Genomic DNA, 26503 nt, shown 5'->3' with positions numbered 1-26503 from the left:
TTAATATCTGGAATAAAGGAGAAAAATGAGAGTATTAGTAGTTGAAGATGAAAGAGATTTAAATAATATTATTACTAAGTATTTAAAGAAAAATAATTTTAATGTTGATAATGTTTTTGATGGAGAAGAAGCCTTGGATTATCTAAATTCGACAGAATATGATTTAGTAATTTTAGATGTTATGATGCCCAAAATTAATGGTTATGAAGTTTTAAAGACAATGAGAAAGGAAAATAATGATACTCCTGTTCTTATGTTGACTGCTAAAGATGGTATTGATGACAAAGTAAAAGGTCTAGATTTAGGAGCTGATGATTATTTGATTAAACCTTTTGATTTTGATGAGTTATCAGCTAGAATTAGAGCTATTACAAGAAGAAAATTTGGCAATACTACTAACATTTTACAAATAGATAATTTAATAATAGACATAAATAAAAAAATAGTAACTAGAGCCGGAATAAATATTGAGCTTACAGCAAAGGAGTATGAGGTACTTGTATATCTTATACAAAATAAGGGACACATACTTAGTAGAGATAAAATTAGAGATGGTGTATGGAATTTTGATTATGAAGGTGAATCAAATATCATAGATGTTATTATTAAAAATATTAGAAAAAAAATAGTTATTGGAGATTCAAAAGATTTAATATTTACTAAGAGAGGATTGGGTTATGTCATTAGAGAAGATTAAAAAAATAAATTTCTTTGAAAAATTATTTTTAAGGCTTCCAATAAAAATACGATTAACAATATGGTATAGCTTTTTTATAATTATTCTATTTTTTTCAATTATAGCAATTGGATTTTATCTTGAAGATAAATTTATTAATGATAGTAAAACCGAAGAATTAATAGAAGGTGTTGAAAAGATATTATATAAGCCCGAGAAGTTCAAATCTTTTAATAATGGTATTTATTTCTTAAAATATGATAATAATAATAATATCATAGAAGGAAGAGTTCCAAACAAATTTGATTCATCTCTTCCATTTTCAATAGAAGATATAAATGTTTTTAAAAATTCTAAGACAAAATTTTTATACTATGATGTAAAAATAAATGAAAATGGAGAATGGGTAAGAGGAATATTTCCAATAGCAATTTTTGAAAGAGAACTATTAAAATTTGTATATATCCTATTATTTTTAACTCCTTTTGCAATTTTTTTAATTGTTTATGGTGGGTATAAAATAGTAAAAAAAGGATTTTTACCTATAAAATCTATAAGTGAAACAACAGAAGAAATCACAAAAAAACAAAATTTCTCAAAAAGAATTGACTTGTTTTATGCAAAAGATGAAGTGTCTGCCTTAGCAAACACTTTAAATGAAATGCTTGATACAGTTGAAAATAGCTTTATTAGAGAAAAACAATTTACAGCAGATGTATCTCATGAGTTAAGAACACCTTTAACTGTTATTCTATCTGAGAGTGAATATGCTCTTAAATATTCAGATACTTTTGAAGAAGCTAAAGATTCATTAAAAGTAATTGAAAGACAATCAAAAAAAATGAAAGAACTAATAAATCAGATTATGGAACTTTCTAAACTGGATATAAAAAAAGAAATTGATAAAGAAAATTTTGATATCTCAAATACTTTCACTCAAATACTTGAAGATTACAATGGGTTAATTAAAGAAAAAGGGATAGAACTTAACAAAGATATCCAACAAGACTTAACATTTTATGGAAACAAAATTATGATAGAAAGAGTTTTTATAAATATATTAAATAATTCAATAAAATTTACTAAAAATAAAATTGATGTTTTTTTCTACTTAGAAAATGATAAACTCATTCTTAAAATAAAAGATAATGGGATTGGGATTTCAAAAGAAAATATTGAAAAAGTTTGGAATAGATTTTTTCAAGTTGAAAGCTCGAGAAACAAAGATGAAAATAAAGGAAGTGGATTAGGACTATCAATGGTCAAAAAAATCTTAGAATTACATTCTGCTAAGGCTGAAATAAAGAGTGAACTTAATAAAAGTACCGAATTTATTATAACTTTCTAGTAAAATAAAGTCTCTTGACAGCCGTATGAGTTCTACAAGTTCAATGAACATAAAATCTTAAAACTAATACGGACATCATAGACTATTTTTTAAATTTATACTTTTCTTATAAAAAATAAACAATATTTTTCTTTATTTATTTTAAAAAATGTTATATACTTTAAATAGGAAGTTTTTTTAATCATATTAAGGAGGTTTTTATCATGAATAACCAATATAACAAAGATGGAAAAAAAGAAGGTTTATGGGTAAAAATTTACGATAATGGGGTTGTACAAGAAGAAAGAAATTATGTAAATGGTGTGAGAGAAGGGATTTATAAATCTTATTATTTGAATGGTACAATAGAAATAATAAAGAATTATAAAAACGGAAACTTACATGGAAAATACCAAACTTTCTATAATGATGGTAAAATAAGTACTGAATACAACTTAGTAGATGGAAGAAAAGTTGGGGAATACAAAGAATATTATCCTAACGGAGTTCTTAAAAGAGAAGCTATTTATGTGAATGATGGAACTACTTCTAAAAATATTAAATATTTCCCTAATGGAAAAATAAAATTAAATGTAAATTTTGTTGATGGACAAATGGTAGGAGATTATACTGAATACCATTCTAATGAACAAGTTTTTAAAAAGTGTGTCTACAATGAAAAGGGAAAAATAGATGGTCTTTATCAAGAATATGATACTAATGGAAATTTATTAAGAGAAGCACATTTTGAAAATGGAATAGAAAAATAATTTTGGAATATTTTTTATTTGATTTCAATATAAAAATTATTATTTTTATAATAATTACAAAAAATTCTTGACATAAAATATCATATATGTTATTATAATGTCATAGAAAATTAAATAATATAATTATGTAACGGAGGTATTAAAATGAAAAATAAAGAAAATTTAAACAGATATTTATCAAACTTAGGAGTGCTTATAACTAAAACTCATAACCTACACTGGAATGTAGTTGGAGAAAGATTTTCATCTTTACACGAATATACAGAAACTTTATATGACTACTACTTTGATAAATTTGATGTAATTGCTGAAATCTTCAAAATGAAAGGAGAATATCCTTTAGTAAAATTAGCTGATTACTTACAACATGCAACTGTTAAAGAAATAGAAGCTAAAGATTTTAAAGTATCTGAAGTTGTAAAATCTATAAAAGAAGATATGGAATTAATGTTAGCAGATGCTAAATTAATAAGAGAAGTTGCTAACGAAGAAGATGATTTCGCTGTTGCTAACGAAATGGAAGATCAAATTTCTCACTTCGTAAAACAACTTTGGTTCATTGAAGCAATGTCAAAATAATAAATAAAAATGAACTGCACCAAAGATCTTAAAGATTTGAGGTGCAGTTTTTATATTGAGAAAATAAATACTTTATCTTTCCAACTCTCTAGACTTATTATTTTCAAGTTTTTATTCTCAAAAATTCTCTTAATTATCCTAAGTAATGGTCTAAACTTTTTCATCAACACGATTTGACAAATAACCTAAATATTCTTATATTTCTTAATAAACTTAATTCTATTAGAAAATTTAATTACAATGATACTATACTAAATTTTAAATTATTTATAAATACATTTTTAAAATCTTTATCTAAAGTAACCAAACATGTATTTTCTTTTTCACAAAAATCTGAAATAATTAAATCTGTAAAATCTAATTTTTCTAATTTTTGTATTCTATCAGTAATTTTTAAATAATCAAAATTGATTTTTTTTATTTCAAATTGATTTGAAAAATTGTCAATTATTCCAACTATTCCTATATTCGTATTTTTAAAACTTTGAGTATTTCTATACTTTTTTCTATTAAAAAATCCTTGAATATTATTATTAGTTTTATAATTTCTTAATGAGATATTAAATGCTAAATTATAAAATTCAGAAATAATTGGGACTATTATATATATCTTTTTATTTTCTTCTAAACAGTCTTGATAAATATCTTGCAGTTTTAAAAGTTCTTTTTGAGTTCTCTGGTTTATATTTCCAGGATAAAATAAATCAACTAGAACATTAGTATCAAAAATTACACTATTTTCATTTATACTTCCTTTTGTATATTTACTTAATTCTATAAAATTCTTTTGCTCCATTTTTTGATACCTCCAATTGTGAATTTAATACAGAATTAGTATTTATTATTTCTATATTATCAACAATATTTTCTGGGAAATCTTTATATAATATAGCTATTGAAACATTGAAAAATCTAGTTGTCGATGCTATAATATCTTTAAAATCAAGTACAACTTCTTCATTTTCTTCTAATAAATTCCTAAGGCATTCATAAAGTATTCGCCCTTTTTCTTCTTTTATTGCAAATTTACTATTTATAGCATCTTTTATTGTTATTATCTTTTTCATAATTTCACCTCTCTATTATAATATATGTCTATTATAAATGTTGTTCCTGTATATTTATTTTCTAAAAATTGATATTTTATAATATTATTTTTATCAATATTATAATAATCATTACCACTTATAACTGTAATATTTCCTTTCAGTTTATGTACAATATTTCTTAGTTCATATAAACCTTGACCACCACTCGTGCCGTCTTTTCTTGTAGTTGTTCCTAATTCAAAAATCCACTCTAAACATTTTTCATTTGAAAAATTTGAATTTTTTTGTTTTACGTTTTCAACTATAGTATTTCCTAAATTACTGATAGAAAATGAGAGTTTACTTATTCTAGGAAAATATTGTCCACAAAAATAAGCTTTATCTATATTACCATGTTCATAACTATTATTTGCTAATTCTCCAACCAAGGAAATGAACGAACTCTGTATATTATCATTGAAATTAATAAGATTTTTATTTTTTATATTTCTTTCTATTATATAAAATGCATCTTCTGCATCTTTTTCCATAGTTGTAAATTCAATATAAGTCTTATGCTTATCCTCTAAAGATAAATCTAAATGTTTTTTATTAAAATTTTTAGCATATTTATTTTTTAGAAAAAATGCTTCAATTTCTGTATTTATATTATCATAAAAAATATTCTCATGTGTTTTATATAATTGCATATTTATCGAATGAAAATATGGAACTATTGATGCTTCAAAAAATTCAATTTCTTTCATAGAATAATATATTTCTTTATTTTTATCACTCAATAAATCATTTAAAAAAATTATAGTTTCTAAATTATTGTTTATATTTTTTGGAAATTTTAAGTTTTTCATAAAATTATTCCTTTTTATAATTTATTCTTTTTAACATTATATTATAAAATTAAACTTATTACAATAAAAACACTTGACTATTTTTAGAAAAAATCCCTGGATGTACTGCACCTCCAATCTTATGTCATCCAAAATTATGGATGCAGTACAAATTTATGATTTTTTGATCTATCTCAGAAATATCTTTCTGTCTCTTTTTAACAATTTGAGGTTCAAAAGTGGAATTTCTATCTTGAGGAACTTCAACTTGAAACTCACCAAAAGTAGAACGTACATTTTTCTTTTTTACGCCATTACGATAATTAGTAGCATCAGAATGTTGATACTTTTCATATCCAATATGCTCATCCATCTCAGCTTCCATCATAGATTTGATAGTTCCTCCAAGAAGATCTTTAAGAGCTTCTTGAATATCTTCAGCAGTTTTAATATCATACTCTTTAAAGTAGCAATAATATTCTTTTTCCCCTCTGTTAATGGTTTTACTTTGTAAACTTCTTTTTTTCTTTCATAAAAATAGCCTCCTATGATATTTTATATTCTATCATAGAAGACTATAGTTTTAAAATATTTACAGACTTTTTTTTACAGTCTCAAATAATTACTTTTTAGAATTTATATTGTAATCCTGTTGAAATTACTGAATCTGCCCATTTCTTGTCTTCTACTCTGAAATCTACATTTCCATAAACTCCAAATGCTGGATTTATTTCTCTAAATGCTCCAACACCTATCCATGTTGTATTCTTTGCTTGCTTTACTCCATAGAATTTTTGATTTACATTAGTTCCTGTAAATTTTCCTTCATACGATAAATCTCTTTTATCTGTATTTATTGCTTGTGTCACATAGGCTTGTATTCTGTATTTATCTGCTAAATATTCAGCTCTTGCTCCAACTAGGAAATTACTTGTTGTATAGTTTTTCTTATCAGCTTTTATTCCCCAAGCTGCTTCTGATTCATTGAAACTTCCTCTTCTTAGATAATCTTGAGAATATCCAACAAATGGTGTAAACCACCCAAATTTCTTTCCTAATTCCAGATAAGATGATAACATTCTATCATGATGTTTTATCTTTCCTGTTACTGTATCTCCAGTTAAAGTTAATAATTCTCTTTCAACCTTTGATGAGATATTAGCTAGTCCTAATCTACCTGTTGCATAGAATCCATAAGGTAAATCTTGTTTCCCATATAATGAAACTCCTACCATATCACTAGTTGATTTCCCGGCATATCTATTAAAATTTGCTTTTGCATATGAATAATTCATAGCCATTCCAAGAGTAGTTGTTGGTCCAAATTTAGTATCCATACCAAATTGTCCTCCTGTTACTCTTGTATCTGCTGAAGCATAGCCATCTCTTTTTAGTTTTCCACCACTTCCTATTGCTGAGAACCATACTTCTGAATCTTTATTAGAATTTTTTAAATTATCTAAACCAGAGAGTCTATTTGATAAATCTCTATTAATATTTTGAGATTGTGAGAAAGTTAATGCTTGTGCTGAAGCATATATTTCTCCTGACATCAACTCTGTTGCTGATGAAAAGCTTGTTGGTGACATACCTTGTAATGTTGCTACCATTGTTAATTCTTTATCTGTTGCAGTACCTGAGAACACTTTTCTATCTAAATCTTGGAATACATTTTCAACATTTTCTGCTACATTTCTTGAAGATTCTTCTGGATTCTCACCTAAATATTCAACTGGATTCTCTCTTAACAATGTTGCAACTACTTTTCCGTCTTTTACTTCTACATTAGCTTTTCTCATTCCATCTATTTGAGCATTAGCAACAGAACCTTCAGCATTAGCTCCTTCCAATAGAACAGCTTGTTCTCCCATAGCTACATATCTGTCAGCTGATAATAAAACTGCTGCTAAGCATAATAAAACTATTTTATTTTTTGAGGTTAATATATATCTAATATTTATAAAATTTTCATTCTATCACTTTTTATTCTCACTAAAAAAAAAGAAAATTTGAAAGGCTTTTACGAATAATATAGCCAATAAATAAGCTCTTATCAAGGTAAAAAAAAGATCATATTGTAGGTAAAAACTATTAAAGTTCTTATTAAATTCAAATTTATTATAAGGTTCTCCCTTAATAAATTCTCCTACTAATATAATTAAAAGATATAAAAACATTATATAAAGTATATTTGAAAAAGCCTTGGATTTTACATTTTTTTTTATTAAAGAACCTTCTAAAAGAGCTAAAATTGTGGTCAGTACCTCAAGTGCATTTTCATTAAATGGAAATGGAATAATCCATATAAATATTGAGACTAGAAAATACACTTTCCATAGTTTAATAAAATTTTTTTCATTTATCTTTAAATATTCATTAAAAAAATTTAGAAACCTTTTATAATATTTTTGTTTATCAATTTTATCCCGATTTTCATATGTGTCAAATATAGTAGAAATAATAAAGGAAAGGAAAAATTGCGTTAGAATTATGAGATATAAAACTAAAAGAAAAGCTATTAATCCTTTGTTGTATAAGAATAAAATATAAAATGCTAGTATTATTAAAGATATAAACATGATTCGATAATATTTTTTCTTCATAATTTTCTCCTAAAATTTTAGTTTATATTAAATTTAGCTTTATTCTATCATATTATAAAAATATTTGTACTAATATTTTATGATTTGTTTTGCTAATTTAAAAATGATATAGTTCTTTTTAAGAGTATATCAACACCTAAAGTTTTAGAGAAATAAATTTTTTTGATAAACTTGAGAGGAATAGATATAAGTATCTTTAAGTATTGTTCTAGTCAAGCAAAATTGTAACATCAACATCTAATTAAAATTAATTTGTCCAACTTTTTGGGTCAGTACAATACTACCATCTTTTAATTCTTCTTTTATTGTTCCTAAATTGCCAGCATAAGTTAATGCATCTACAACAATAACATTTATACCTTCATATTTCTTTAATATATATTTAAAAATTTGCTCCTATAAAGCCTGTAGCTCCTGTTATTAGACATGTTTTCATATAAACCTCTCTTATCTTTTTAAGTTTTTTCTAAATATTCTTTAAAATTATATTTTCTGTTCTTTATCTATAGTGTCTCTACTTTTTTCTTCATACTCTTTAAAAATTTTTCCATAATAATTCCAATAATTAGACATTGATTTTTCAACTCTCTCATTTTTATCAAATTCTTCCATCTTCTTTACTAGATTTGAAATGGCATCATATTTTTTAGATATAGCCACTTTATCATTTCTCATATTAATTTCTAAAATTTCCTTATTATTGTACTCTTGTTCTATATCAAAAACAATTTTATTAGCTATATCAATAAAATCTTCTCCTAATTCAAGAATAATTTTTCTTAAAAATATTGTATCTGCTCTACGAGAGCCTGAACTAAAATTTTGTATATTATATAAGTTTTTTAAAATTTCTTCTAAGTTAGAATATTCTAAATATACAGTATTAAGAAAAAGTAAATTTATTTTTCTATTTTTTTCCTCCTTTTGCTCAGATTCCTTTTTTTCTTTTAAATTTCTTTCTGTTTTACTTATCAATAATGTCCCTAATATTGTTATTAATGCTCCTAAGTAAGATCCCAAAAACAAGAAAAAATCAGAATTCTTAACATTTATTTTTACATTTTCATTTCCAATAACAAAAAAATCAATCAAATAAGGAATTGTTAAAAACACTAGAAATATTGAACCTATTAATATACTCTTTTTCATTATAACCCCTTCTAAATCATTTTACTAAAATAGAAAAATATTTTTCTTTCAATTTTTTCCTTAAAGATTTATTTCTACTAATTATATTTATAGCTTTTTCAACATAATCATTATCTAATTCTTGATTAGCTAATCCTTTTGAAATTTCCTTTTTTAAGGAACACCATTTTAAAAGTCCAATATAATTTTTTTGAGCTAAAATATTTTTCAATTCATCCATATATTTTAGGTATTTTTTATCTACTAATTCTAAGTCAAAAATATTTTTATAATCTTCTTTTAAATCATTTAAAGAATTAAAGTTTTCTATATTTTTCTCTTTAAAGCTTAGATCTATTTCTTTTTTTATTTTACTTAAAACTATTTTTTCTTTATTATTTTCAATTTTTTCAACCAATTTATTTTTAAAACTTTCTATTTTTTGAGTAATTTTTTCTTCAGAATAGGTCAGAACATTTTTTATTATTTCTTCTTCTAATAAAAACATTTCTACTTCATTAAATGGTAGTACGATAATATTTTGAGCTTTATATTCTTCTATACGATTTTCTTCTATCAAATCTCCATCTATAATTCCATAAACTTTAGTTGGAGAAAAAAAATTTGAAAATCCCTTTACATATCTTATAACTTCTAAATGTCCTCCAACTGGATAAATAGAATAATCTTCTATAAATAATTGTGAGTAAACTTTATAATCTAAACTATTAGATTTATCTCCTTCACATAAAATAACAGGTTTCTTTGTTCCCGTTAATTGAACAGTTAATTCTGTTGGTAGATTCTCAATATCTGAAATTTTTTCAAGTTTCCATTCATCAGGATAATTGAAAGATTTACACCAAACTAGCTCACTATTATTTCTTGAAGTTATAAAATCAATATGATGAGATATAAAAATAAAATGACAATCTTTTCTTTCTTCTATTAACATATCCCAAAGTTTATTAACTATTGATAAATTTAAATGTGATTCTGGTTCGTCAATAATTATATAGCTAGATTCTTTTGCTAATAAAACCTCTATTATATATAAAATTACAACTTTTTCTCCTTCACTCATCAAATTAAAATCATAATTCCCATTATTTTTTTTAGGATGCATTATTCTTTTATCAGTATTTATATTAATTTCTAATTCAGGAAAAATCTGATAATAAATTTCTCTAAATTTATCAAACATTGTTATAGGTTCTTGATTAGATTTTTCTTCATGTTTTTTTTGTAATTCTTTTAAATGTTCATTTATGAGTGCTACCATACTATTTTTTAAAATATTCTCATTTTGGTTATTGTAATTTGGATTGAGCCTTTTTGCTACTACCGAAGATTGTATATCCTGTATATGTTTGCTATTATAAAAAGTATCTCCATAATCAACTAGAAGTAGATTCTTATATGCTGGAAATATTAAAACTTTCTCTGAAATATTATTTTTTAAATAATCAGCTAAGCTAGATTTTCCACTTCCATTCCCACCAATTAAAATTATACTTTTCTCTGGTACAGTTAAAAATATTAATAGTTCTTTTATATTTTTCAATAATTTGATAAGATTAAATATATTGTTCTTTATATTTTCAAAATAATGATCATGAAAATTCTCTTCTCGATTTAAAAAAGCAAAAGCTGATATAGATTTGTCTAAATCTTTTGAAGCTATACTTTCTAATATTTCTTTTTCTCCTTCGATTTTTTCCTTAATTTCTTCTAAAACATTAGAATTTTCTAAGGCATAATTTTTAGCATACTCTTCTTTTTTTTCCAAATAATCTTTTAAAATTAAATACAAATTTTCCATATCTTATATCACCTAATACAAAATTTATTAAATTTTCTTCCTTATATATCGAGTAACTTTTAAACTATCTTTTTTATTTAAAAAATTGCCATCATTGCTTTTCGAACAGATATCTTTCCAGTAGAATTTGCTCCTAAAAGAATATTTACTTTTTTATATCTAAAATTAGATCTATCTTTTAAAAATGCATCTTTGATACTTGAATTTTTAACATTATCTGAATATGAAAAATTTATTTTAAAATCTTCAAAAGCAAATAGATTATCTAATTCTAAGTTTAAAACTATCATAATAATCCCTCTTATCTATATTTTTTTTAATTCTAAATTATTTAAAATTCTTTTTAAATCTTCTTTATTTAACTCATCTTTAAAACTAAGTTCTTTCATTAGATTTTCTTTTAAAATTTTTTCAAATCTTTGATATCTTTTTTCTCTATTTTCCTTTATCTCTTCTACTCTAATATAGAATTCCTTTAAACCAGAACTATCAACTTCCAAATCAAATTCCTCATATTTTTTCATAATTGGAAATAATTTTGAGACTAAGGCTTTTTCATAATCTTTCATTTCTTTAATATCTTTCAATCCATTTAAATATAGCGTATAGTTTATATATCCACTTAACGCCTTATCTTCTCCATAGTTGTTGATAGCACTATCCATAAATTTATAGATAGCTATTACCTTATTTTTCCCTTTCATATCATTATAAATTTTATTGTATATACTTTGTAATATATCTAGATTTTCTGGTAAAAAATCATTAAACTTTTTATTATCCAAATTTTTTTTAAATTCATTTATATCTTCTAACAGTTCTTCTCTACTTTTATAACCTTTCTCTAAAATTTTCTTAAAAAAAGAATCATACTCTTTATTTAGAATCTTCCCCTCCCTTTCAAATTCATCAATATATAAGTTAAGAGTAGGTCTAGAGATATTTAAAGCATTTGACAATTCCACAAGTTTTACATTATTTTCTTTTAATATATCTTTTATCTTCATATTTAAATTATAACAAGAATTATAACAAAAATCAATTTTAAAAATTGTAAAATAGTAAAATTTTACATAAAAACAAAAACTTTACATTTGTAAAAAAATATGATACTATTGCTACATGATAACAAAATTTTATTTTATACTATGAGGTGATAGATTTATGGAGACTTTTTTAAACCTACTAAGTACATATGAATTATTCAATAATATTTTTCCTGGAATAATTTTTTCATATTTTCTGAACTTAGAAGGTTATACTCTTGTTGTAGAAAAGATAGATATATATGAAAAATTATTTATCTACTATTTTATAGGTTTAATTATAAGTAGAATTGGTTCATTGTTTTTAGAACCTTTTTTCTTAAAGTTAGAAATTATAAAGTTTGCTGATTATTCAAAATTCTTAAAAGCGGAAGAAAATAATAATAAAATTCATACATTTGTATTGGTTAATAATATGTACAGATCTTTTATAATTGTTTTTTTCTTTAATTTTCTTTATCTACTTTATTTAATTCTACAAAATAATTTTTTATTTTGTAGTTTATTACCAAAATTACTAATTATCTTATCTTTCTTTTTTCTATTTGTATTTTCCTATAGAAAGCAAACAGAGTATATAAGAAAAAGAGTTGAAAATTTTCAAATTAATAAGGAGGAACCAAAAAATGAGATATGAAATTGATTTTATTGCTACAAAAGAAAATAAAGGAAATGCTGATGCTATATGTTTTCGTTATGAAAAAAATGGTAAATTTATAAATGTTGTTTATGATGGTGGTTCTAAAGTACTCGCTAATAAATTGATTGAACATCTTGAAGAATTTTATTTTAAAAATGAATATTATCCTAAAATAGACTACTTGATTTGTTCTCATCCAGATCAAGATCATGCTTCTGGTCTTATTGAAGTTATTGAAAAATTTGAAATAGGTAAAATTATTATGAATATCCCATGGAATTATATTGATGATATTTGGGATAATGTTAATGATGGAAGAATATCAAAAGAGTCTTTAGAAAAACGTTTAAAAGATGACTATCCTTATGTTGCTGAAATTGAAAAGCTCGCAAAGGAAAAAGGTATAGAAATCATTGAAGGTTTTGAAGATAAACAAATTAATGAAAATTTAAAAATCTTATCTCCTTCTAAAGAATTTTTTATTGAATTGTTGAAAAAATCTAAAAAAACTGAATATTTAGATGAAAGTGATTATAAAAGTAATATTTACACTGAATCAGCTAAAAGTATATTATCTAAAATCACAAATTGGATAAAAGAATTATGGAGTAAAGATTCTCTTAAAGAGGATGTAGAAACAAGTGAAGAAAATGAGATATCTATTGTTCTTTTAGGAGATATGAAAGAAAATAAATTTTTATTAACTGGTGATGTAGGTATAAAGGGTCTAGAAAAAGCTATAGAAAAAGGTAATAAGATAGGTATTCCTTTAACAGAAGTCAATTTTTATCAAATTCCTCATCATGGAAGTAGACATAATTTAAGTCCTTCTATAATGAATAAAATGGTTGGAAATATTGTGAGTGAAGGAATCAAACTAAAAAAAGTTGCTTATGCTTCTGTCGCTTATGAATCTGATTATCCAAGAAAAGCAGTTATTAATGCATTTATTCGTAGAGGTGTTCAAGTTTATAAGACGAATGGCTACACACTGAATCGTAGTTTTTTAATACCAGAAAGAGAGGGATGGAGTTCTGTTCCAGAACTTCCTTTTAATGAAAAAGTTGAGGATTGGGATAAATAATATTTAGGAGGTTTTTAATATGAAATTTAATAAATTTTGTAAAATTCTTGAACCATATTTTGTAGCATTTTTTATTACTTTTATAATACTTGCATTAATAAGTATTTGTGTAGATCTTAAAGAAAATCTAGGTAATTTTATATTTACTGCTGGTATTACTTTCTCAACTACATTTTTTGCAACATATTTATCTACATTTGTAAATAAATACAGAGGTAATTCTAATATTTATTTAAGTAAATTTGCTGAATCTTTTATAAGAAGAGAAAATTTTATACTAAGAAATCAAGCTTTTTCTATCAAAGATAAAAACTTTTTAAAATTAAATGATGAAGTTTTATTAAATTATAAAGTGCTTTCTATTTATTTTTTAAATAAAGAGCAACTTAAAAAGTTAGAGGTGTTTGCTAAAGATTATAGAACCAAAACTTCTGATGAATTAGTTAAATTTTTAAAAGAAGAAGTTTCAATATAAGGGGGTAAAATAATGGCAATAATTCATTTTTTAAATGTTAAAAATGGTGACTGTACTTTGATACAGCACTCATCTGATCGCAATACTTTAATTGATATTTCAAATGGAAATGATATCAAAGATCTCTCCGAAGCTGAAAGTGGTTTAGAAAGTTTATCTCCACAAGGCAATTTTAAACAAAAATTATACCCTGTTAATCCAATTAAATATCTTCAGGATTTAGGGATAAATCAAATTTTTAGATTTATTTTAACACATCCTGATATGGATCATATGGATGGAATTAGAAATTTATTTAATACTTTTAAAGTTACTAATTTTTGGGACACTAAAAATAATAAAGTTATAGAAGCTTTTAGTAATAATGGTAGCTATAAAAAAGAAGACTGGGAATTTTATCAAGAAATCCGTAACTCAGATTTAAAATGCACTGTATTACATCTACTTTCAGGGAGTAAAAATCGTTTTTTTAATGAAAATTACAATGGTCAAGGTGATGGGGATGGGCTATATATCCTCGCCCCTACAACAGATTTAATTCAAGAAGCTAATAATACTAAAGACTACAATGATTGTTCATATGTAATACTATATAATAAAAATGGAAAGAAAATTATTTTTGCTGGAGATTCAGGAAAAAAAACTTGGGACTATATTTTGTGTAAATATAAAAAACTAGTTAGTAATATTGATATTTTAATAGCACCTCATCATGGAAGAAAATCTGGAGGAAATGATAACTATCTAGATATTTTAAAACCAAAATTAACTTTATTTGGTAATGCAAATAGTGAGCATTTAGATTATAATTCATGGAATAATCGTAATCTACAATTCATCACAAATAATCAAGCAGGATCTATTATATTAGATACAAATGTAGTAAATGGTATTAATATCTATGTAACTAATGAAAATTTTGCTAAAAACTTTACTAAAACTTCTTTATATAATAAAAAATATAATGCCTGGTATATAAAAACTATTTAAGTTTATAGCAAATGGAGACTGTTGCAAATTGATGATTTTTATCATTAATTTGTGATAGCCTTTTTCTTTCTCAATTAAAAAAGATGCTAAACTGCAAAAAAAATTTTTTTTAGCATCTTTTTTCTTCTGGGAATCAACTATTTAATTTACAACAGCCCCTTTAATATGCTATGTGTTTAGGATTCTTTTTATAAACTTCATTATCTTTTTCAAAGTAGTCTACTAAAATATTTTCCTATTATCATACTATTTTTTATAAATGTCACCTCTTGAATCTGCTTTTTCTACAAAGATATAATAAACATTTATTATTTCTTTGTTCACAGTAAATATCACTCTATAATTTCCTATTCTCATTCTATACTGGGGAAGTTTAGTTCCCTTTATTTTCTTTATATCTATGTTTTCTTGTTTTTCTAAATAGAAATTTTCTAGATTCTGCAAAAATTTTTCCTCAACATCATTATGTTTCTCAAAAAACTTATCTGCGACTTTACTATAATCTATCACAAGCTCTATTTCATCCTGAGTTTCTGACATTTGGAATACCTCCTATTATTTTTTTTTAAGAGATATTATTTTTCTTTTTGTCTTTTTTAAATCTTCTTCTTCCATTTCTTTTAATTCTTTTATAATATTATTGCTTTCTTCTTCTGAACAATATTCTACTTGCGATAATCTAAAGAAAAAATCATTATTTACTTCCTTAACTTCTTTTTCTATAGCTTTACGAATAAAATCTGTCATACTAATAGAAAGTGTATCTGCTATTTTGTTCACCTCCTCTACTAGAGATACATTTAATCTCAGACTAATTAATTTTTTTTCTCCTATGTAATTTTCAACGTTCATATTCATATCAACTCTCCTCACTGTAAAAATGAAGAAGATTTAAAAATTTTTTAAAAGAAGTTATATCTTCTTGTATTTATTGTATAATATAAATTTTAAGCTGTCAAGTATTTCTTGTATTTCTTGTATTTACTAAGTTTGGTTTGCATAATAAATGATGTTTATGGAAGAATTTTCTATCAATACCATTTTTTTACAAGAAATCTATGTAAGCGCTAATTGGTATGGTCGGACCATACATAAAATTTATTTCTAATAGTTCTCTAATGACCATTTTCATTAGAGCTTTTTGTCGTGCAATTTTTTTAATTATTTTAAATATTTCTATAAATATTATCTTTTTACTTAAACCGATATCTTCACATTTCTTTTTTTATTTGACCTCTTTAAATTTATACTTTCCTATAGATTAAAAAAAGAGAATTTTAAAGTTTTTAAATCTCAAAAATTCTCTTAATTCTATCAGGTCATAGTCTAAACTTTTTTATCAATACTATTTGATAAATAACCTAATTTACTTAACTAAGTATAGCATAAATTTAATTAAAAAAATTTTTTTATTAACTAAATATATGGAATATCTGATTTTTCTATTATTATATGTTTTATTTTTTCTTCTGAAAACTGTTTTATTAAAAATCTTTTTAATTCTTCAACTGTTATTTTATTTTTAGGTCCCAATACAATATGTGAAATAAAATCAACTATATTTTCTAATTTTAACTTTTTATAAGATACTAAGTCATTATTATTCTTACTTCTAAAATAAATATTATTAACATTTTGATTTTCTTCTATTTCATCCTCTATTATAACTATTCTTGATTCTTTTTCTTCTGAAAATGAAATACTCTTGACTTTTATAAAATTTTTTAGTCTTTTTATTACCTGTGGTTTTAGCTCTTCTTTTGAGTAAATTTTCTTAGTTATCATAAAAATAAAATATCTTAATAATGGAGATAAATCAGAATATAGATTCATTTTGGAATTAGAAAGGATAGCATCTATAAGCATTTCTTCAAATTCTTTATTTTCCATAATAAAATCTAATCTAGGAAAATATTTAAAAAGTTTTGATAACTCTGAATTATATGAAGATTTTTTTATTTTTCTTTTATATTCTATATCAACTAATTCAGCTTCTTTTTTCTTTAAAAATTTTCTTACTTCTCCTTTGTTCCCTATATTTATTATCTCAACTTCTAGTTCCTTTAAAAAATCTTTTATCTGTGATTTTTTAAAACCAACAGAAATTCCTTGTCCATCATCTGCATATGCTCTCCATTGACTTAACAAGTCTCCTTCTCCAGAAAAACAACAAATATATCTTTTTATCTTCTTAGACTTTTCTTTTAATAGCTCATTTATTGCTAAAAATTTATTAATGTTGTTATAATTTTGAATACTCTTTTTTATTTTATAAGAGAAAATTTTATTGTAGTATTCTTCAAATGATTTCTTTCTTACTTCCTCTTCTTCCTCTTCTTCATTTTCTTTTAAATATTCTTTAAATCTTTTATCTTCTAATAATTCCTTATGAATTCTTCTTAAATAAAACCTTAACAAATCTTCTAAATATTTTTCTTCAGAAGAATCATTCATTTTAAATATATCAGAAGCCCATAATTCTTGATTTTTTATTATAGATAGAAATGTATCAACAGAGCAATAGTGATAAATTATTTTTTCTTCACTTTTAGACATAGAAATCCCCTTAAAAAAATTTTAATTGTTACTATAGATGTTGTTATAAGTTTCAATTAATTCCTTTTCACTAACAGTAGAAGTACCAATTTTTCCAACTACTATTCCTCCTGCTGCATTGGCTATCTTTGCTGCTTCTTCCCAAGTTGCTCCTGCAGCTCTCGCCAGAGTGAAAACTGAAATAACTGTGTCCCCTGCACCTGTTACATCATAAACTTCCTTTGCATAAGTAGGAATATTGTGAATTCCTTCATCATATAAAGTCATTCCTTCTTCACTTCTTGTGATTAAAACAGTATCTAATTTATATTGTTCTTTTAATTTTTTTCCAACTATATCAATATCTTCTCTTGAATTTGCATCCACAGCTAAATAAGCTTCATTTTTATTTGGAGTGATAGAAAAAGCTCCCACAAAGTTAGTAATATTACTTGGTTTAGGGTCAACTGTAACTATCACATTATTTTCTCTACATAGATTTATAATTTTTTGTGAAAGAGATTTTGTTAAAAGTCCCTTATTATAGTCAGATAAAATAATCGCATCTAATTCTTTTATATGATTTTTAAGATTTTCTATTATTATATTTTCTTCTTCTTCATTGATAGAAAATTCTTCTTCCCAGTCAAGTCTTAAAAGTTGTTGATGCCCTGCTATTACTCTTTTCTTTACAATAGTGGGACGATTGTCAGCCTTTAAAATTAAATTGCAGTCAACATTTTTAGGAAAGGCATTAATAAGTTTTTCAGCATTGTTATCGTTTCCAACAAGTCCTCCACAATAAACATTTGCTCCTAATGCAGCAAGGTTATTGATAACATTGGCAGCTCCACCTAAAACAAACTTTTCTTCCGCAACTTTAACAACAGGAACAGGTGCTTCAGGTGATATTCTTTCCACTTTTCCCATAATATATTCATCTAACATTAAATCTCCAATAACTGCTATTTTAATATTTTTAAAACTTTCCATTAATATCTCTATTTTTAACATATTATTTTTTAGATAAAATTTAATTTTTATCTTTACCTCCTCAAATTTATGCTTATTTTTTTACAATTTCTTTAATTTCACTAAAATAAAAAAATATACTAATCAAATACAAAATACCTACTACTACTGAAGGTACTATTATCTGAACAAATATATTAAATTCTATTAAAAAATATTTAATTAAATATATTAAAGAAACCAAGATTATTGAAATAATAAATACTTTTAAAAAAGTAAATATTATTTCCTGTATATAAAAGTCTCCATATTTTTTCTTTAATTTATATGTTAATAATATTGTTGTTACTACTAAAGATATTGAGGTTGCAAAAGCAATTCCAGATATTCCCATATAAATAGACAGTACTATATTTAATACTATATTTAATACTATTCCAATTCCAGAATTAATTACTGGGGTTTTGGTATCCTTAAATGAATAGTATATTTTTGTTACGATCTCTCTTAAAACCATAAAAATAAAACCTGAGGTATAATAAAATAAGCACTTACTTGTTATGTAAATCATGTTTTCGTCAAATTTCCCTCTTCCAAAAACAACTACTATAATTTCTTTACTATATACCATTATCCACAATGAAAGAGGCAAACAAAAAATTATTACTAAGTTTACTGTTTTTTTGATATATAGCTTTAGCTCATTAATTTTTCTTTCAGAAACTAATAATGATATCTTTGGAAATAGTATAGATATTACTGTTGATAATAAAATTCCTATTATCGCTATATTTAATCTACTTGCATAATTTAATATAGATATTCCCCCAACCATTACTCTTGAAGCAATTGTTTTATCTATAAGATAATTTATTTGTTCTAATGAACCTCCTATAATAGCTGGAACTGATAAATATAATATTCTTTTTATATTATTATCATTGATTTTTAAATAAAATCTATACTTATAGTTATTAGTTTTTAATGGAAAATACAATAATACTAATTGAATTAATATAGCTAATACAGAAAATATAGGCAAGTATTCAATTCCTTTCTTATATGCAATATAAGTCCCTATTATGTATACTAAATTCATTGGAACTGATAAAAATGCTACAACATAGTAACTTCCATTGGCTTGTAAAAAAGCTGAAAATATACTTATTATTACTACTATATATATTCCAACAAAACATATTCTTGTAAAATTTGTTGCCATCTCTAATGTCTCTATAGAAAAACCAGATGCAAATAACTTTACTATTTCAGCTGTAAAAAACATTCCAAATAGATATATAACTGTACACACAACCAATAATAAATTTAAAAAATTAGTTGTAAATTTAATTGCTTCTTCTTCTCCATATCTTTTTTTTATCATACTATATATAGGAATATAACCTGAATTAAAACCTACACCAACAAAATTAAATATTACTGTTGGAATAGTTAATGCTATTATGTAGGCATCTGTAATAGCTGAAGCTCCAAAAAAATATGAAAGTACCAATTCTCTTGCAAAACCTGAAATTTTAGCAATTATTGCTATTAATCCTATTCCAAAAAAAACTTTTTTCATACTTACCTCTATCCTTATGTCACAAATGTAATTAATTCATTTCCTCTAAGAGTCCACATTAATAAGAAAAGTGACACAGAAGAAATTAAAAACTTCCAAAATAACTTTTTATTTTTAGTTTTTTGAGATATAAATATATCCCCTAATATTATTAATCCTATACTGTATATAAAAGGAACTCTTAAAAGAGTATTATTTTTTATAAATAATAATAAAGAAAATATTGAACAATTTAAATAAATAAAACTTTCTTGAAAAAATTTTATATTTTCATATTTTTTATAATTATTTAAAAAATAAAATAAAATCGGCAACAAAAATATCACTTTTCTATAACTTCCTTTTGTATACTCATAATATTCATAATAATAAGTCAATTTACTTGGAAAGATATATCTCATTGCAAAAAATATTCGTCTAAATATATCTATTTCTCCTAAAATAAAACTTAAAATAAGAAAAAAAAATATTTTCTTTTTACTATTTAACATTTTAAATTTCAATAAGAATAATGGAATTAAACCAATCAATGCTAATCTATGAAATAAATATGCTAAGAATATAAAATATAAATATTTTTTAGGTTTTTTTTTCATGTATCCTATCGAATAAAATAGTATTGCTGTTGCAATTCCTGTTCTAATTAAAATAAGTTCATTTATAACATAAATATTTGTTAAATAAATAAAAATACAGAGATATATATTTTTAGTATACTTTCTTATAGCGATTAAATTTATTGTAACAGAAGTAAAAGCAACTATTAGAAATAAAAAATGATAGTTAAAGTTATATGTTTTTAATAACATATTCAAAAACATATATCCTTTTTCAAAAATATTATTTTGATATTCAAAAAAAGAAGTGATACTTGGAATATTTTTATAGTAATCATAGTATGCATGTGCATCTTCTGTTGAATTGAAAGATCTTAATCCAGCATACAACACTAATAACATTCCTGAAAAAATATACAACACTTTTCCTGTTTTTTTTGAAAATATAAAAACAGCTAAAAAAAAGTATATCACTATTAGTATTCCATAATATAAATTCATTTTTTATTCCTTTATTTCTTTTAATATTTCTTTAATTACGATTTCTGGTTTTAAATCAACTAAACATTTAAATATTCCTCTCTCTGTCATTTCTAAGTAGTATTCTTTTGGCATGCCTTCTATTTTCAATATTACTCTTTCATCTGAATAAGGTCCTGTTCTTAATTCTTGTTTTTCATTTGATTGGTTTGGACCAAACACAGAAAATATTTTTTTATTAAAACAAGTAAAAATATGCCCTAATCCTGAATCTGTATTAAAAAAATAACTACATTTTGAAATGAGTGCTATTACATCTGATATTTCCCAATTTTCAACAAATACTGCTTTTGTATTTTCTTTTAAATATTCTTCAATATTTTTATCTTCTGGACCTAAAAAAACTATACATCTTATACCATTTATTCCATCAATTTCTTTAATTACTTCTGCAAAATACTCTTCAGGCCATCTTTTTGCCATATAAGCTTTCTGTGAACCCGGGTGAACTCCCAGTAATTTTATACCTTCTAATTTTTTTTCTTTTAGGAACTTATCAACTTTATCTAAAGAACCTTCATTTAAAATCAAATGTGGCTGTCTATCTATATCTTTTACACTTTCTCCAACCACTAACTTAACTAGGTCTATATTTCTATCTACAAAATGTCTATAATCATCTTTTAATATTACTTTATTAAATGGATACTTATTAAATTTACTATTACTTTCTCCAATCATCACTTTATTTTTTATTAAAAAACTAAATAGTTTTGTTTTCCAAATTTTTCCACCCACTGTAAAAAAACTTAAATCATACTTACCTCTTAATTTAAAACCAATCTTTAATAGATTTTTTATATTTAAATCTGATACAAAAATATTATTAAAAATATTCTGAGTTTCTATAAAAGATTTTATATTTTTATTTGTAATTAAAATATCTAATTTGGCATCCGGGAATGCTTTTTTTAATAAATTTAAAGCTGGTGTAAATGTAACAAAATCTCCCATTCCATTTGGATGGATTATTAATATTTTATTCATGGTAACTATACTCCTTTAATTAATTTTCCACACATTTCTATTTATATAATCAGTATAAGATAAAATTATTCTTAAAACTTTATCAGATACATTTGGCATAGAATAGTCATAAACTTCTCTTAAAGTATCTTTTTCTTGAGTTTCTAATATTTCTAGTCCTTGTAAAATTCTTTCTTTCTTTAATCCTACCATCATAACTGATGTTTCTTCCATTGCTTCTGGTCTTTCATGGGCTTCTCTTAAATTTAATGCTCTAAATTTTAGAATAGAAGATTCTTCTGAAATTGTTCCACTATCACTTAAAACTGCTTTAGATTCTATTTGAAGTTTTACATAATCATTAAATCCTAATGGTTTTAATAGATTTACTAGTGGATTAAACTTTATACCCTTTTCTTCTATCATTTTTCTTGTTCTAGGATGAGTGCTTATAATAACAGGAAAATTATATTTATCAGCTATTGCATTTAAACTTTCAACTAAATTCATAAAGTTTGTTTCTGAGTTAATATTTTCTTCTCTATGTGCTGATACTACAAAATACTTTCCTTTTTCTAAATTTAATTTATTTAACACATCTGAATTATTTATATCATCTAATTTTGATTTTATTACTTCATACATAGGACTTCCTGTTTTTATAACTCTATCAGGTAACAATCCTTCTCTTAATAAATATTCTCTTGCTATGTCACTATATGTTAAATTTATATCTGCAATATGATCTACAATCTTTCTATTTGTTTCTTCTGGTACTCTTTGATCAAAACATCTATTTCCTGCTTCCATATGAAAAATTGGGATATGTCTTCTTTTTGCTACTATTGCAGTAAGACAAGAATTTGTATCTCCTAATATTAAAAAAGCATCTGGTTTTTCCTTATCTATGACCTTTTCTATATTTATTAAAATATTTCCAATTGTTTCTATTGCTGTACCAACAGCTGAATTTAAGAAATAATCTGGTTTTTTTAAGTTAAAATCCTCAAAAAATACTTCATTTAATTCATAATCATAATTTTGTCCTGTATGAACTAAAATATGCTCTATTGCTTCACTTTTATCTAATTTATTTATTACAGCTGAAAGTCTAATTATTTCAGGTCTTGTTCCTACAACAGTCATAACTTTTAATTTTTTCATTATTTTCTCCTAATCTTATTTTTTATATAATTTAATATTGGTCTTTCTAAAAATTTATCAGATAAAATTGCAACTAAAAAAGTTAATGTTATATAATATAACATCCTTTCTTTTGCTCCTATTATTCCAAATTTATGAATAAAAAAATTCAAAAACAACATATGATAAAGATATATTCCATAGGAAATATCTATATCCCCTATTAAAAAATTACTTAATTTTTTAAAACTAAAAGCAAAAGATAGTACTAATATTCCTAATAGTATATTTGAAATGAGAATAGAAAAATCTATATAGTATTCTGGTATTTTTTCATATCTATAAACGTATATATTATAGAGTAACAACCACATTAAAAATTTCCCTTCTATTAATTTCAATAAAAATTTTCTATATTTTGCAAAGTATACTCCTATCATAAAATTATAAAAATAAGGAATAATTGAAACTGAAAATAATTTTACATATACTAAATCTTTTGAGAATTTTGTGTATACAAAGATATTTAAAATAATAGATAATACTGTTAGAAGAATAAATACAATATTTTTTCTTTTTAATAAAAATATAAGCAATATTAAAAAATAAAACTGTAATTCTATAGTTATTGTTGCTAAAGAACCATTAGGGTTTCCAACACCATAGTTTTTTAATATTTCTGGTGTCCAAAACTGAAATATCGTTATTTGAGCAAACCAATATAATAATAATTTGCTATTAAATATCTTACTTATTTTTAAATATCCACTAAAAAACAATAAAAAAAATGATATAATTGTAGAAAACCATAATGCAGGATAAATCCTTCCTAATCTATTATAAATATACTGTTTAATACTCGTACTATTTCTCTCTAAACTTAAATATATGAGATAACCACTTACTGTAAATAATACAATAACTCCTTTATAGGTTGAAAAATAATTTAAAAATGGTATAACTTTTAATTTTAAATGTTCTATTGTGTGAAAAAACATTACTTGCAAAGCTGCTAATAATCTGATTAAATTAAAATTGTTTTCTTTATCCATACAAAGTTTACACCTCTAAAAAATATGTATCTGGATTTTCTTTATCAAATAATTCATTTGCCCATATTACCAATATCATTTCTGAATCACCTGTATTTGTTATATTATGAGTATAACCAACTGGTATATCAACAACTTCAAGTTTTTTATCTGAAACAGGATATTCTATAACCTCATCACTATATATGTGTCTAAATCTTATTATAGCTTCCCCTTTTATCACAAGAAATTTTTCATTTTTTGTATTATGATAATGATTTCCCCTTGTTATTCCAGGTTTTGAAGTAGATATTGAAAATTGTCCACTATCAAGAGTTTTTATTATTTCTACAAAAGCTCCTCTATTATCTTTATGTTCAGTTAATTCATAAGAGAATTTATCTTTTGGTAAATATGATAAATATGTTGAATATAATGCTCTTTCGAAACCAGTTCCAACTTTATTTATAACTAAATCATTTCTATTATTTTTAAAAGAATATAGTAAATCTAAAATTTCTCCTAGTGTCTTTTCATAAATAGTAGGTATTGAATAGTATTCTTTACTTTCTATTTTTTCAGTTAAATGCTTTGAAAAAGTATTAACTACATCATCAATATAAACTAAACTTAGTTTCACTGCTCTATCTGATACAGTTATTTCTAAATCATTAGCTATATTATTACACCAAGTAGCTATTACAGAATTATAGTTTGGTCTACACCATTTCCCAAAGACATTAGGTAATCTATAAATGTAAATTGGAATATTATTTTTAGTTGAGTATTCTCTTAATAAATTTTCACCCTCTAATTTACTTTTACCATAATCATTATCTCTTTCTACTTGAATAGATGAAGTTACTAAAATAGGAATTTTTAGTTCTTTCTTTTCAATTATTGAAATTAAATCTTTTATAGTATCTCTATTTCCTTTATAAAATTCATCTATATTTTGAGGTCTATTTATTCCAGCTAGATGAAATATAAAATCTATTTTATCTATATATTTTTCTATATCTTCTAATTTATCTTCTATATCAAAAGTATGAACTTTTATATTTTCTATTCTTGACAATCTTTCTAATAAGTTTTTTCCTATAAAACCACTAGAACCTGTAACTAATACTTCCATTATTTCACCCCAAATCCTTTTAGATCATCTTGTATTTCATAAAGATTCAAAAGCATTTCTTTTAATTCTTGTTCATTTAATTGATAAGTATTGTCTGAATTATACTCTTCTACTTTTTCTATAGGCTGTCCATTATCAAAATATTGAGAATAGTTTAAATCTCTGCTATCTGCTGGAACTCTAAAATAATTCCCCATATCTATTGCTCTTACTTTCTCTTCTTTCGTCATAAGAACCTCATACAATTTTTCACCATGTCTTATTCCTATATTTTTTATTTCATAATCTGGTTTTCCTACAAGATTTCTTATGGTATTTGCTAATAGTTCAATAGTTGCTGCAGGAGATTTTTGTATAAATAAATCTCCATTATGACCATTTTCAAAAGCAAATAAGACTAAATCTACTGCTTGATCCAAACTCATCATAAATCTTGTCATATTAGGATTTGTTATAGTCATAGGCTTTCCACTTCTTATTTGATCAAAAAACAATGGAATTACTGAACCTCTTGATGCCATAACATTCCCATATCTTGTTAAACAAATCATAGTTTCATTTTCATCAAGATTTCTACCTTTTGCCACTATAACTTTTTCCATAAGTGCTTTTGACATTCCCATTGCATTTATAGGGTATGCTGCCTTATCTGTACTTAAACATACAACTCTTTTTACTTTATTAGCTATTGCCGCATTTAAAACATTTTCAGTACCTAAAATATTAGTATACACAGCCTGAACTGGATAAAATTCACAAGAAGGAACCTGTTTTAATGCTGCAGCATGATATACAAAATCCACTCCTCTCATAGCATCTGATATAGAGTTATAATCTCTAACATCACCTATATAAAACTTTATTTTAGAGTCATTATAGATTTTTCTCATATCATCTTGTTTTTTTTCATCTCTTGAAAAAATTCTGATTTCTTTTATATCTGTTTTCAAAAACCTTCTAAGAACAGCATTTCCAAATGAACCTGTTCCTCCTGTAATTAATAATACTTTGTCTCTAAACATTATA

Annotated in this window: 27 protein-coding genes and 3 pseudogenes; 8 read left to right on the top strand and 22 right to left on the bottom strand. The window is 23.9% G+C overall.

The window, feature by feature from the left end:
- Nucleotides 1-25 precede the first annotated feature (25 nt).
- The 4 genes from BQ2505_RS05100 (at nt 26) to BQ2505_RS05085 (ending at nt 3352) form a co-directional block, all read left to right on the top strand.
- On the top strand, nt 26-697 hold the full coding sequence (locus BQ2505_RS05100; RefSeq protein WP_074016699.1) for a response regulator transcription factor: 672 nt from the start codon (nt 26-28) through the stop codon (nt 695-697).
- Nucleotides 678-2024: a sensor histidine kinase gene (locus tag BQ2505_RS05095; RefSeq protein ID WP_074016698.1), complete on the top strand. Its 1347-nt coding sequence runs from the start codon at nt 678-680 to the stop codon at nt 2022-2024. The genes BQ2505_RS05100 and BQ2505_RS05095 overlap by 20 nt, the downstream gene beginning before the upstream one ends.
- Nucleotides 2025-2227: 203 nt before the next feature.
- Entirely contained in the window at nt 2228-2773 is a 546-nt protein-coding gene (locus BQ2505_RS05090; protein ID WP_074016697.1) for a toxin-antitoxin system YwqK family antitoxin, read from the top strand.
- A gap of 144 nt (nt 2774-2917) precedes the next feature.
- Nucleotides 2918-3352: a Dps family protein gene (locus BQ2505_RS05085; RefSeq protein ID WP_074016696.1), complete on the top strand. Its 435-nt coding sequence runs from the start codon at nt 2918-2920 to the stop codon at nt 3350-3352.
- Between the two features lie 235 nt (nt 3353-3587).
- On the opposite strand, the gene BQ2505_RS05080 is transcribed toward BQ2505_RS05085, so the two are convergent.
- From BQ2505_RS05080 to BQ2505_RS05035, 11 genes and pseudogenes are all read right to left on the bottom strand, one after another.
- Complete coding sequence (locus BQ2505_RS05080) at nt 3588-4148, bottom strand: PIN domain-containing protein (protein ID WP_074016695.1); 561 nt, start codon at nt 4146-4148, stop codon at nt 3588-3590.
- On the bottom strand, nt 4117-4419 hold the full coding sequence (locus tag BQ2505_RS05075) for an STAS-like domain-containing protein (protein ID WP_074016694.1): 303 nt from the start codon (nt 4417-4419) through the stop codon (nt 4117-4119). Before BQ2505_RS05075 ends, BQ2505_RS05080 begins: the two co-directional genes overlap by 32 nt.
- Nucleotides 4416-5249 (bottom strand): hypothetical protein, encoded by an 834-nt coding sequence (locus BQ2505_RS05070; RefSeq protein WP_074016693.1) that lies wholly within the window; start codon nt 5247-5249, stop codon nt 4416-4418. Before BQ2505_RS05070 ends, BQ2505_RS05075 begins: the two co-directional genes overlap by 4 nt.
- Before the next feature lie 145 nt (nt 5250-5394).
- Nucleotides 5395-5777: pseudogene (locus tag BQ2505_RS09135) on the bottom strand (transposase); the annotation flags it as partial.
- A gap of 80 nt (nt 5778-5857) precedes the next feature.
- A pseudogene (locus tag BQ2505_RS05060) lies at nt 5858-7129 on the bottom strand (autotransporter domain-containing protein); the annotation flags it as partial.
- Nucleotides 7130-7204: 75 nt separating this feature from the next.
- Nucleotides 7205-7831, bottom strand: a complete 627-nt coding sequence (locus BQ2505_RS05055) for a hypothetical protein (protein WP_074016692.1) — start codon at nt 7829-7831, stop codon at nt 7205-7207.
- 276 nt (nt 7832-8107) lie between these two features.
- Nucleotides 8108-8267, bottom strand: a pseudogene (locus BQ2505_RS08685) (NAD-dependent epimerase/dehydratase family protein); the annotation flags it as partial.
- A 47-nt stretch (nt 8268-8314) separates the two neighbouring features.
- On the bottom strand, nt 8315-8980 hold the full coding sequence (locus BQ2505_RS05050; RefSeq protein WP_074016691.1) for a hypothetical protein: 666 nt from the start codon (nt 8978-8980) through the stop codon (nt 8315-8317).
- A 16-nt stretch (nt 8981-8996) separates the two neighbouring features.
- A complete protein-coding gene (locus BQ2505_RS05045; RefSeq protein WP_074016690.1) occupies nt 8997-10781 on the bottom strand; it encodes a DUF4435 domain-containing protein in 1785 nt (594 codons plus the stop codon).
- Between the two features lie 77 nt (nt 10782-10858).
- A complete protein-coding gene (locus BQ2505_RS05040; protein ID WP_074016689.1) occupies nt 10859-11071 on the bottom strand; it encodes a hypothetical protein in 213 nt (70 codons plus the stop codon).
- Nucleotides 11072-11086: 15 nt separating this feature from the next.
- Nucleotides 11087-11788 carry a hypothetical protein gene (locus BQ2505_RS05035; RefSeq protein ID WP_074016688.1) on the bottom strand — a complete coding sequence of 234 codons (702 nt, stop codon included), beginning with the start codon at nt 11786-11788 and terminating at the stop codon, nt 11087-11089.
- Nucleotides 11789-11945: 157 nt separating this feature from the next.
- On the opposite strand from BQ2505_RS05035, the gene BQ2505_RS05030 reads away from it, so the two are divergent.
- From BQ2505_RS05030 to BQ2505_RS05015, 4 genes are read left to right on the top strand one after another with little or no spacing between them, the layout of a single operon-like run.
- A complete protein-coding gene (locus BQ2505_RS05030; protein WP_074016687.1) occupies nt 11946-12464 on the top strand; it encodes a hypothetical protein in 519 nt (172 codons plus the stop codon).
- Nucleotides 12454-13551: a ComEC/Rec2 family competence protein gene (locus BQ2505_RS05025; protein WP_074016686.1), complete on the top strand. Its 1098-nt coding sequence runs from the start codon at nt 12454-12456 to the stop codon at nt 13549-13551. The genes BQ2505_RS05030 and BQ2505_RS05025 overlap by 11 nt, the downstream gene beginning before the upstream one ends.
- A 19-nt stretch (nt 13552-13570) precedes the next feature.
- Nucleotides 13571-14026 carry a hypothetical protein gene (locus BQ2505_RS05020; protein WP_074016685.1) on the top strand — a complete coding sequence of 152 codons (456 nt, stop codon included), beginning with the start codon at nt 13571-13573 and terminating at the stop codon, nt 14024-14026.
- Nucleotides 14027-14038: 12 nt separating this feature from the next.
- A complete protein-coding gene (locus tag BQ2505_RS05015; RefSeq protein WP_074016684.1) occupies nt 14039-15016 on the top strand; it encodes a ComEC/Rec2 family competence protein in 978 nt (325 codons plus the stop codon).
- A 246-nt stretch (nt 15017-15262) separates the two neighbouring features.
- Here BQ2505_RS05015 and BQ2505_RS05010 read toward each other — a convergent pair whose 3' ends face one another.
- The 11 genes from BQ2505_RS05010 to BQ2505_RS04960 all read right to left on the bottom strand — a co-directional run bounded on the left by BQ2505_RS05010 (nt 15263) and on the right by BQ2505_RS04960 (nt 26499).
- Nucleotides 15263-15556: a type II toxin-antitoxin system RelE family toxin gene (locus BQ2505_RS05010; RefSeq protein WP_074016683.1), complete on the bottom strand. Its 294-nt coding sequence runs from the start codon at nt 15554-15556 to the stop codon at nt 15263-15265.
- 15 nt (nt 15557-15571) lie between these two features.
- On the bottom strand, nt 15572-15874 hold the full coding sequence (locus BQ2505_RS05005; protein ID WP_143403563.1) for a ribbon-helix-helix protein, CopG family: 303 nt from the start codon (nt 15872-15874) through the stop codon (nt 15572-15574).
- A 558-nt stretch (nt 15875-16432) separates the two neighbouring features.
- Nucleotides 16433-17572 (bottom strand): DUF2971 domain-containing protein, encoded by a 1140-nt coding sequence (locus BQ2505_RS05000; RefSeq protein ID WP_074016682.1) that lies wholly within the window; start codon nt 17570-17572, stop codon nt 16433-16435.
- Nucleotides 17573-17593: 21 nt separating this feature from the next.
- Nucleotides 17594-18565: a D-glycero-beta-D-manno-heptose-7-phosphate kinase gene (gene rfaE1 / locus BQ2505_RS04995; RefSeq protein WP_074016681.1), complete on the bottom strand. Its 972-nt coding sequence runs from the start codon at nt 18563-18565 to the stop codon at nt 17594-17596.
- Between the two features lie 52 nt (nt 18566-18617).
- On the bottom strand, nt 18618-20105 hold the full coding sequence (gene murJ, locus BQ2505_RS04990) for a murein biosynthesis integral membrane protein MurJ (RefSeq protein ID WP_074016680.1): 1488 nt from the start codon (nt 20103-20105) through the stop codon (nt 18618-18620).
- A 14-nt stretch (nt 20106-20119) separates the two neighbouring features.
- A complete protein-coding gene (locus BQ2505_RS04985) occupies nt 20120-21163 on the bottom strand; it encodes an EpsG family protein (RefSeq protein ID WP_074016679.1) in 1044 nt (347 codons plus the stop codon).
- Between the two features lie 3 nt (nt 21164-21166).
- Nucleotides 21167-22189, bottom strand: a complete 1023-nt coding sequence (locus BQ2505_RS04980) for a glycosyltransferase family 9 protein (RefSeq protein ID WP_074016678.1) — start codon at nt 22187-22189, stop codon at nt 21167-21169.
- Between the two features lie 15 nt (nt 22190-22204).
- Nucleotides 22205-23332, bottom strand: coding sequence for a non-hydrolyzing UDP-N-acetylglucosamine 2-epimerase (gene wecB / locus BQ2505_RS04975; protein WP_074016677.1), 1128 nt, complete (start codon nt 23330-23332; stop codon nt 22205-22207).
- Nucleotides 23332-24363 carry an acyltransferase family protein gene (locus tag BQ2505_RS04970; protein WP_074016676.1) on the bottom strand — a complete coding sequence of 344 codons (1032 nt, stop codon included), beginning with the start codon at nt 24361-24363 and terminating at the stop codon, nt 23332-23334. The genes wecB and BQ2505_RS04970 overlap by 1 nt, the downstream gene beginning before the upstream one ends.
- Nucleotides 24364-24370: 7 nt before the next feature.
- A complete protein-coding gene (locus tag BQ2505_RS04965; protein ID WP_074016675.1) occupies nt 24371-25477 on the bottom strand; it encodes a polysaccharide biosynthesis C-terminal domain-containing protein in 1107 nt (368 codons plus the stop codon).
- The gene (locus BQ2505_RS04960) at nt 25477-26499 is read right to left on the bottom strand and encodes a polysaccharide biosynthesis protein (protein WP_074016674.1); all 1023 of its coding nucleotides are present in this window, start codon (nt 26497-26499) and stop codon (nt 25477-25479) included. The genes BQ2505_RS04965 and BQ2505_RS04960 overlap by 1 nt, the downstream gene beginning before the upstream one ends.
- Between the last annotated feature and the right edge of the window lie 4 nt (nt 26500-26503).

Origin of the sequence: Fusobacterium massiliense, assembly GCF_900095705.1 — a bacterium.
Classification (GTDB): domain Bacteria; phylum Fusobacteriota; class Fusobacteriia; order Fusobacteriales; family Fusobacteriaceae; genus Fusobacterium; species Fusobacterium massiliense.
The sequence above is the reverse complement of the archived record's forward strand: the minus strand, read 5'-3'. Positions and strand labels throughout refer to the sequence as shown.

Bases quoted from the DNA above. Each gene is read 5' to 3' on its own strand.
- BQ2505_RS05100 (WP_074016699.1), top strand. From the start codon at position 26: ATGAGAGTATTAGTAGTTGAAGATGAAAGAGATTTAAATAATATTATT.
- BQ2505_RS05095 (WP_074016698.1), top strand. From the start codon at position 678: ATGTCATTAGAGAAGATTAAAAAAATAAATTTCTTTGAAAAATTATTT.
- BQ2505_RS05090 (WP_074016697.1), top strand. From the start codon at position 2,228: ATGAATAACCAATATAACAAAGATGGAAAAAAAGAAGGTTTATGGGTA.
- BQ2505_RS05085 (WP_074016696.1), top strand. From the start codon at position 2,918: ATGAAAAATAAAGAAAATTTAAACAGATATTTATCAAACTTAGGAGTG.
- BQ2505_RS05080 (WP_074016695.1), bottom strand. From the start codon at position 4,148: ATGGAGCAAAAGAATTTTATAGAATTAAGTAAATATACAAAAGGAAGT.
- BQ2505_RS05075 (WP_074016694.1), bottom strand. From the start codon at position 4,419: ATGAAAAAGATAATAACAATAAAAGATGCTATAAATAGTAAATTTGCA.
- BQ2505_RS05070 (WP_074016693.1), bottom strand. From the start codon at position 5,249: ATGAAAAACTTAAAATTTCCAAAAAATATAAACAATAATTTAGAAACT.
- BQ2505_RS05055 (WP_074016692.1), bottom strand. From the start codon at position 7,831: ATGAAGAAAAAATATTATCGAATCATGTTTATATCTTTAATAATACTA.
- BQ2505_RS05050 (WP_074016691.1), bottom strand. From the start codon at position 8,980: ATGAAAAAGAGTATATTAATAGGTTCAATATTTCTAGTGTTTTTAACA.
- BQ2505_RS05045 (WP_074016690.1), bottom strand. From the start codon at position 10,781: ATGGAAAATTTGTATTTAATTTTAAAAGATTATTTGGAAAAAAAAGAA.
- BQ2505_RS05040 (WP_074016689.1), bottom strand. From the start codon at position 11,071: ATGATAGTTTTAAACTTAGAATTAGATAATCTATTTGCTTTTGAAGAT.
- BQ2505_RS05035 (WP_074016688.1), bottom strand. From the start codon at position 11,788: ATGAAGATAAAAGATATATTAAAAGAAAATAATGTAAAACTTGTGGAA.
- BQ2505_RS05030 (WP_074016687.1), top strand. From the start codon at position 11,946: ATGGAGACTTTTTTAAACCTACTAAGTACATATGAATTATTCAATAAT.
- BQ2505_RS05025 (WP_074016686.1), top strand. From the start codon at position 12,454: ATGAGATATGAAATTGATTTTATTGCTACAAAAGAAAATAAAGGAAAT.
- BQ2505_RS05020 (WP_074016685.1), top strand. From the start codon at position 13,571: ATGAAATTTAATAAATTTTGTAAAATTCTTGAACCATATTTTGTAGCA.
- BQ2505_RS05015 (WP_074016684.1), top strand. From the start codon at position 14,039: ATGGCAATAATTCATTTTTTAAATGTTAAAAATGGTGACTGTACTTTG.
- BQ2505_RS05010 (WP_074016683.1), bottom strand. From the start codon at position 15,556: ATGTCAGAAACTCAGGATGAAATAGAGCTTGTGATAGATTATAGTAAA.
- BQ2505_RS05005 (WP_143403563.1), bottom strand. From the start codon at position 15,874: ATGAATATGAACGTTGAAAATTACATAGGAGAAAAAAAATTAATTAGT.
- BQ2505_RS05000 (WP_074016682.1), bottom strand. From the start codon at position 17,572: ATGTCTAAAAGTGAAGAAAAAATAATTTATCACTATTGCTCTGTTGAT.
- rfaE1 (WP_074016681.1), bottom strand. From the start codon at position 18,565: ATGTTAAAAATAGAGATATTAATGGAAAGTTTTAAAAATATTAAAATA.
- murJ (WP_074016680.1), bottom strand. From the start codon at position 20,105: ATGAAAAAAGTTTTTTTTGGAATAGGATTAATAGCAATAATTGCTAAA.
- BQ2505_RS04985 (WP_074016679.1), bottom strand. From the start codon at position 21,163: ATGAATTTATATTATGGAATACTAATAGTGATATACTTTTTTTTAGCT.
- BQ2505_RS04980 (WP_074016678.1), bottom strand. From the start codon at position 22,189: ATGAATAAAATATTAATAATCCATCCAAATGGAATGGGAGATTTTGTT.
- wecB (WP_074016677.1), bottom strand. From the start codon at position 23,332: ATGAAAAAATTAAAAGTTATGACTGTTGTAGGAACAAGACCTGAAATA.
- BQ2505_RS04970 (WP_074016676.1), bottom strand. From the start codon at position 24,363: ATGGATAAAGAAAACAATTTTAATTTAATCAGATTATTAGCAGCTTTG.
- BQ2505_RS04965 (WP_074016675.1), bottom strand. From the start codon at position 25,477: ATGGAAGTATTAGTTACAGGTTCTAGTGGTTTTATAGGAAAAAACTTA.
- BQ2505_RS04960 (WP_074016674.1), bottom strand. From the start codon at position 26,499: ATGTTTAGAGACAAAGTATTATTAATTACAGGAGGAACAGGTTCATTT.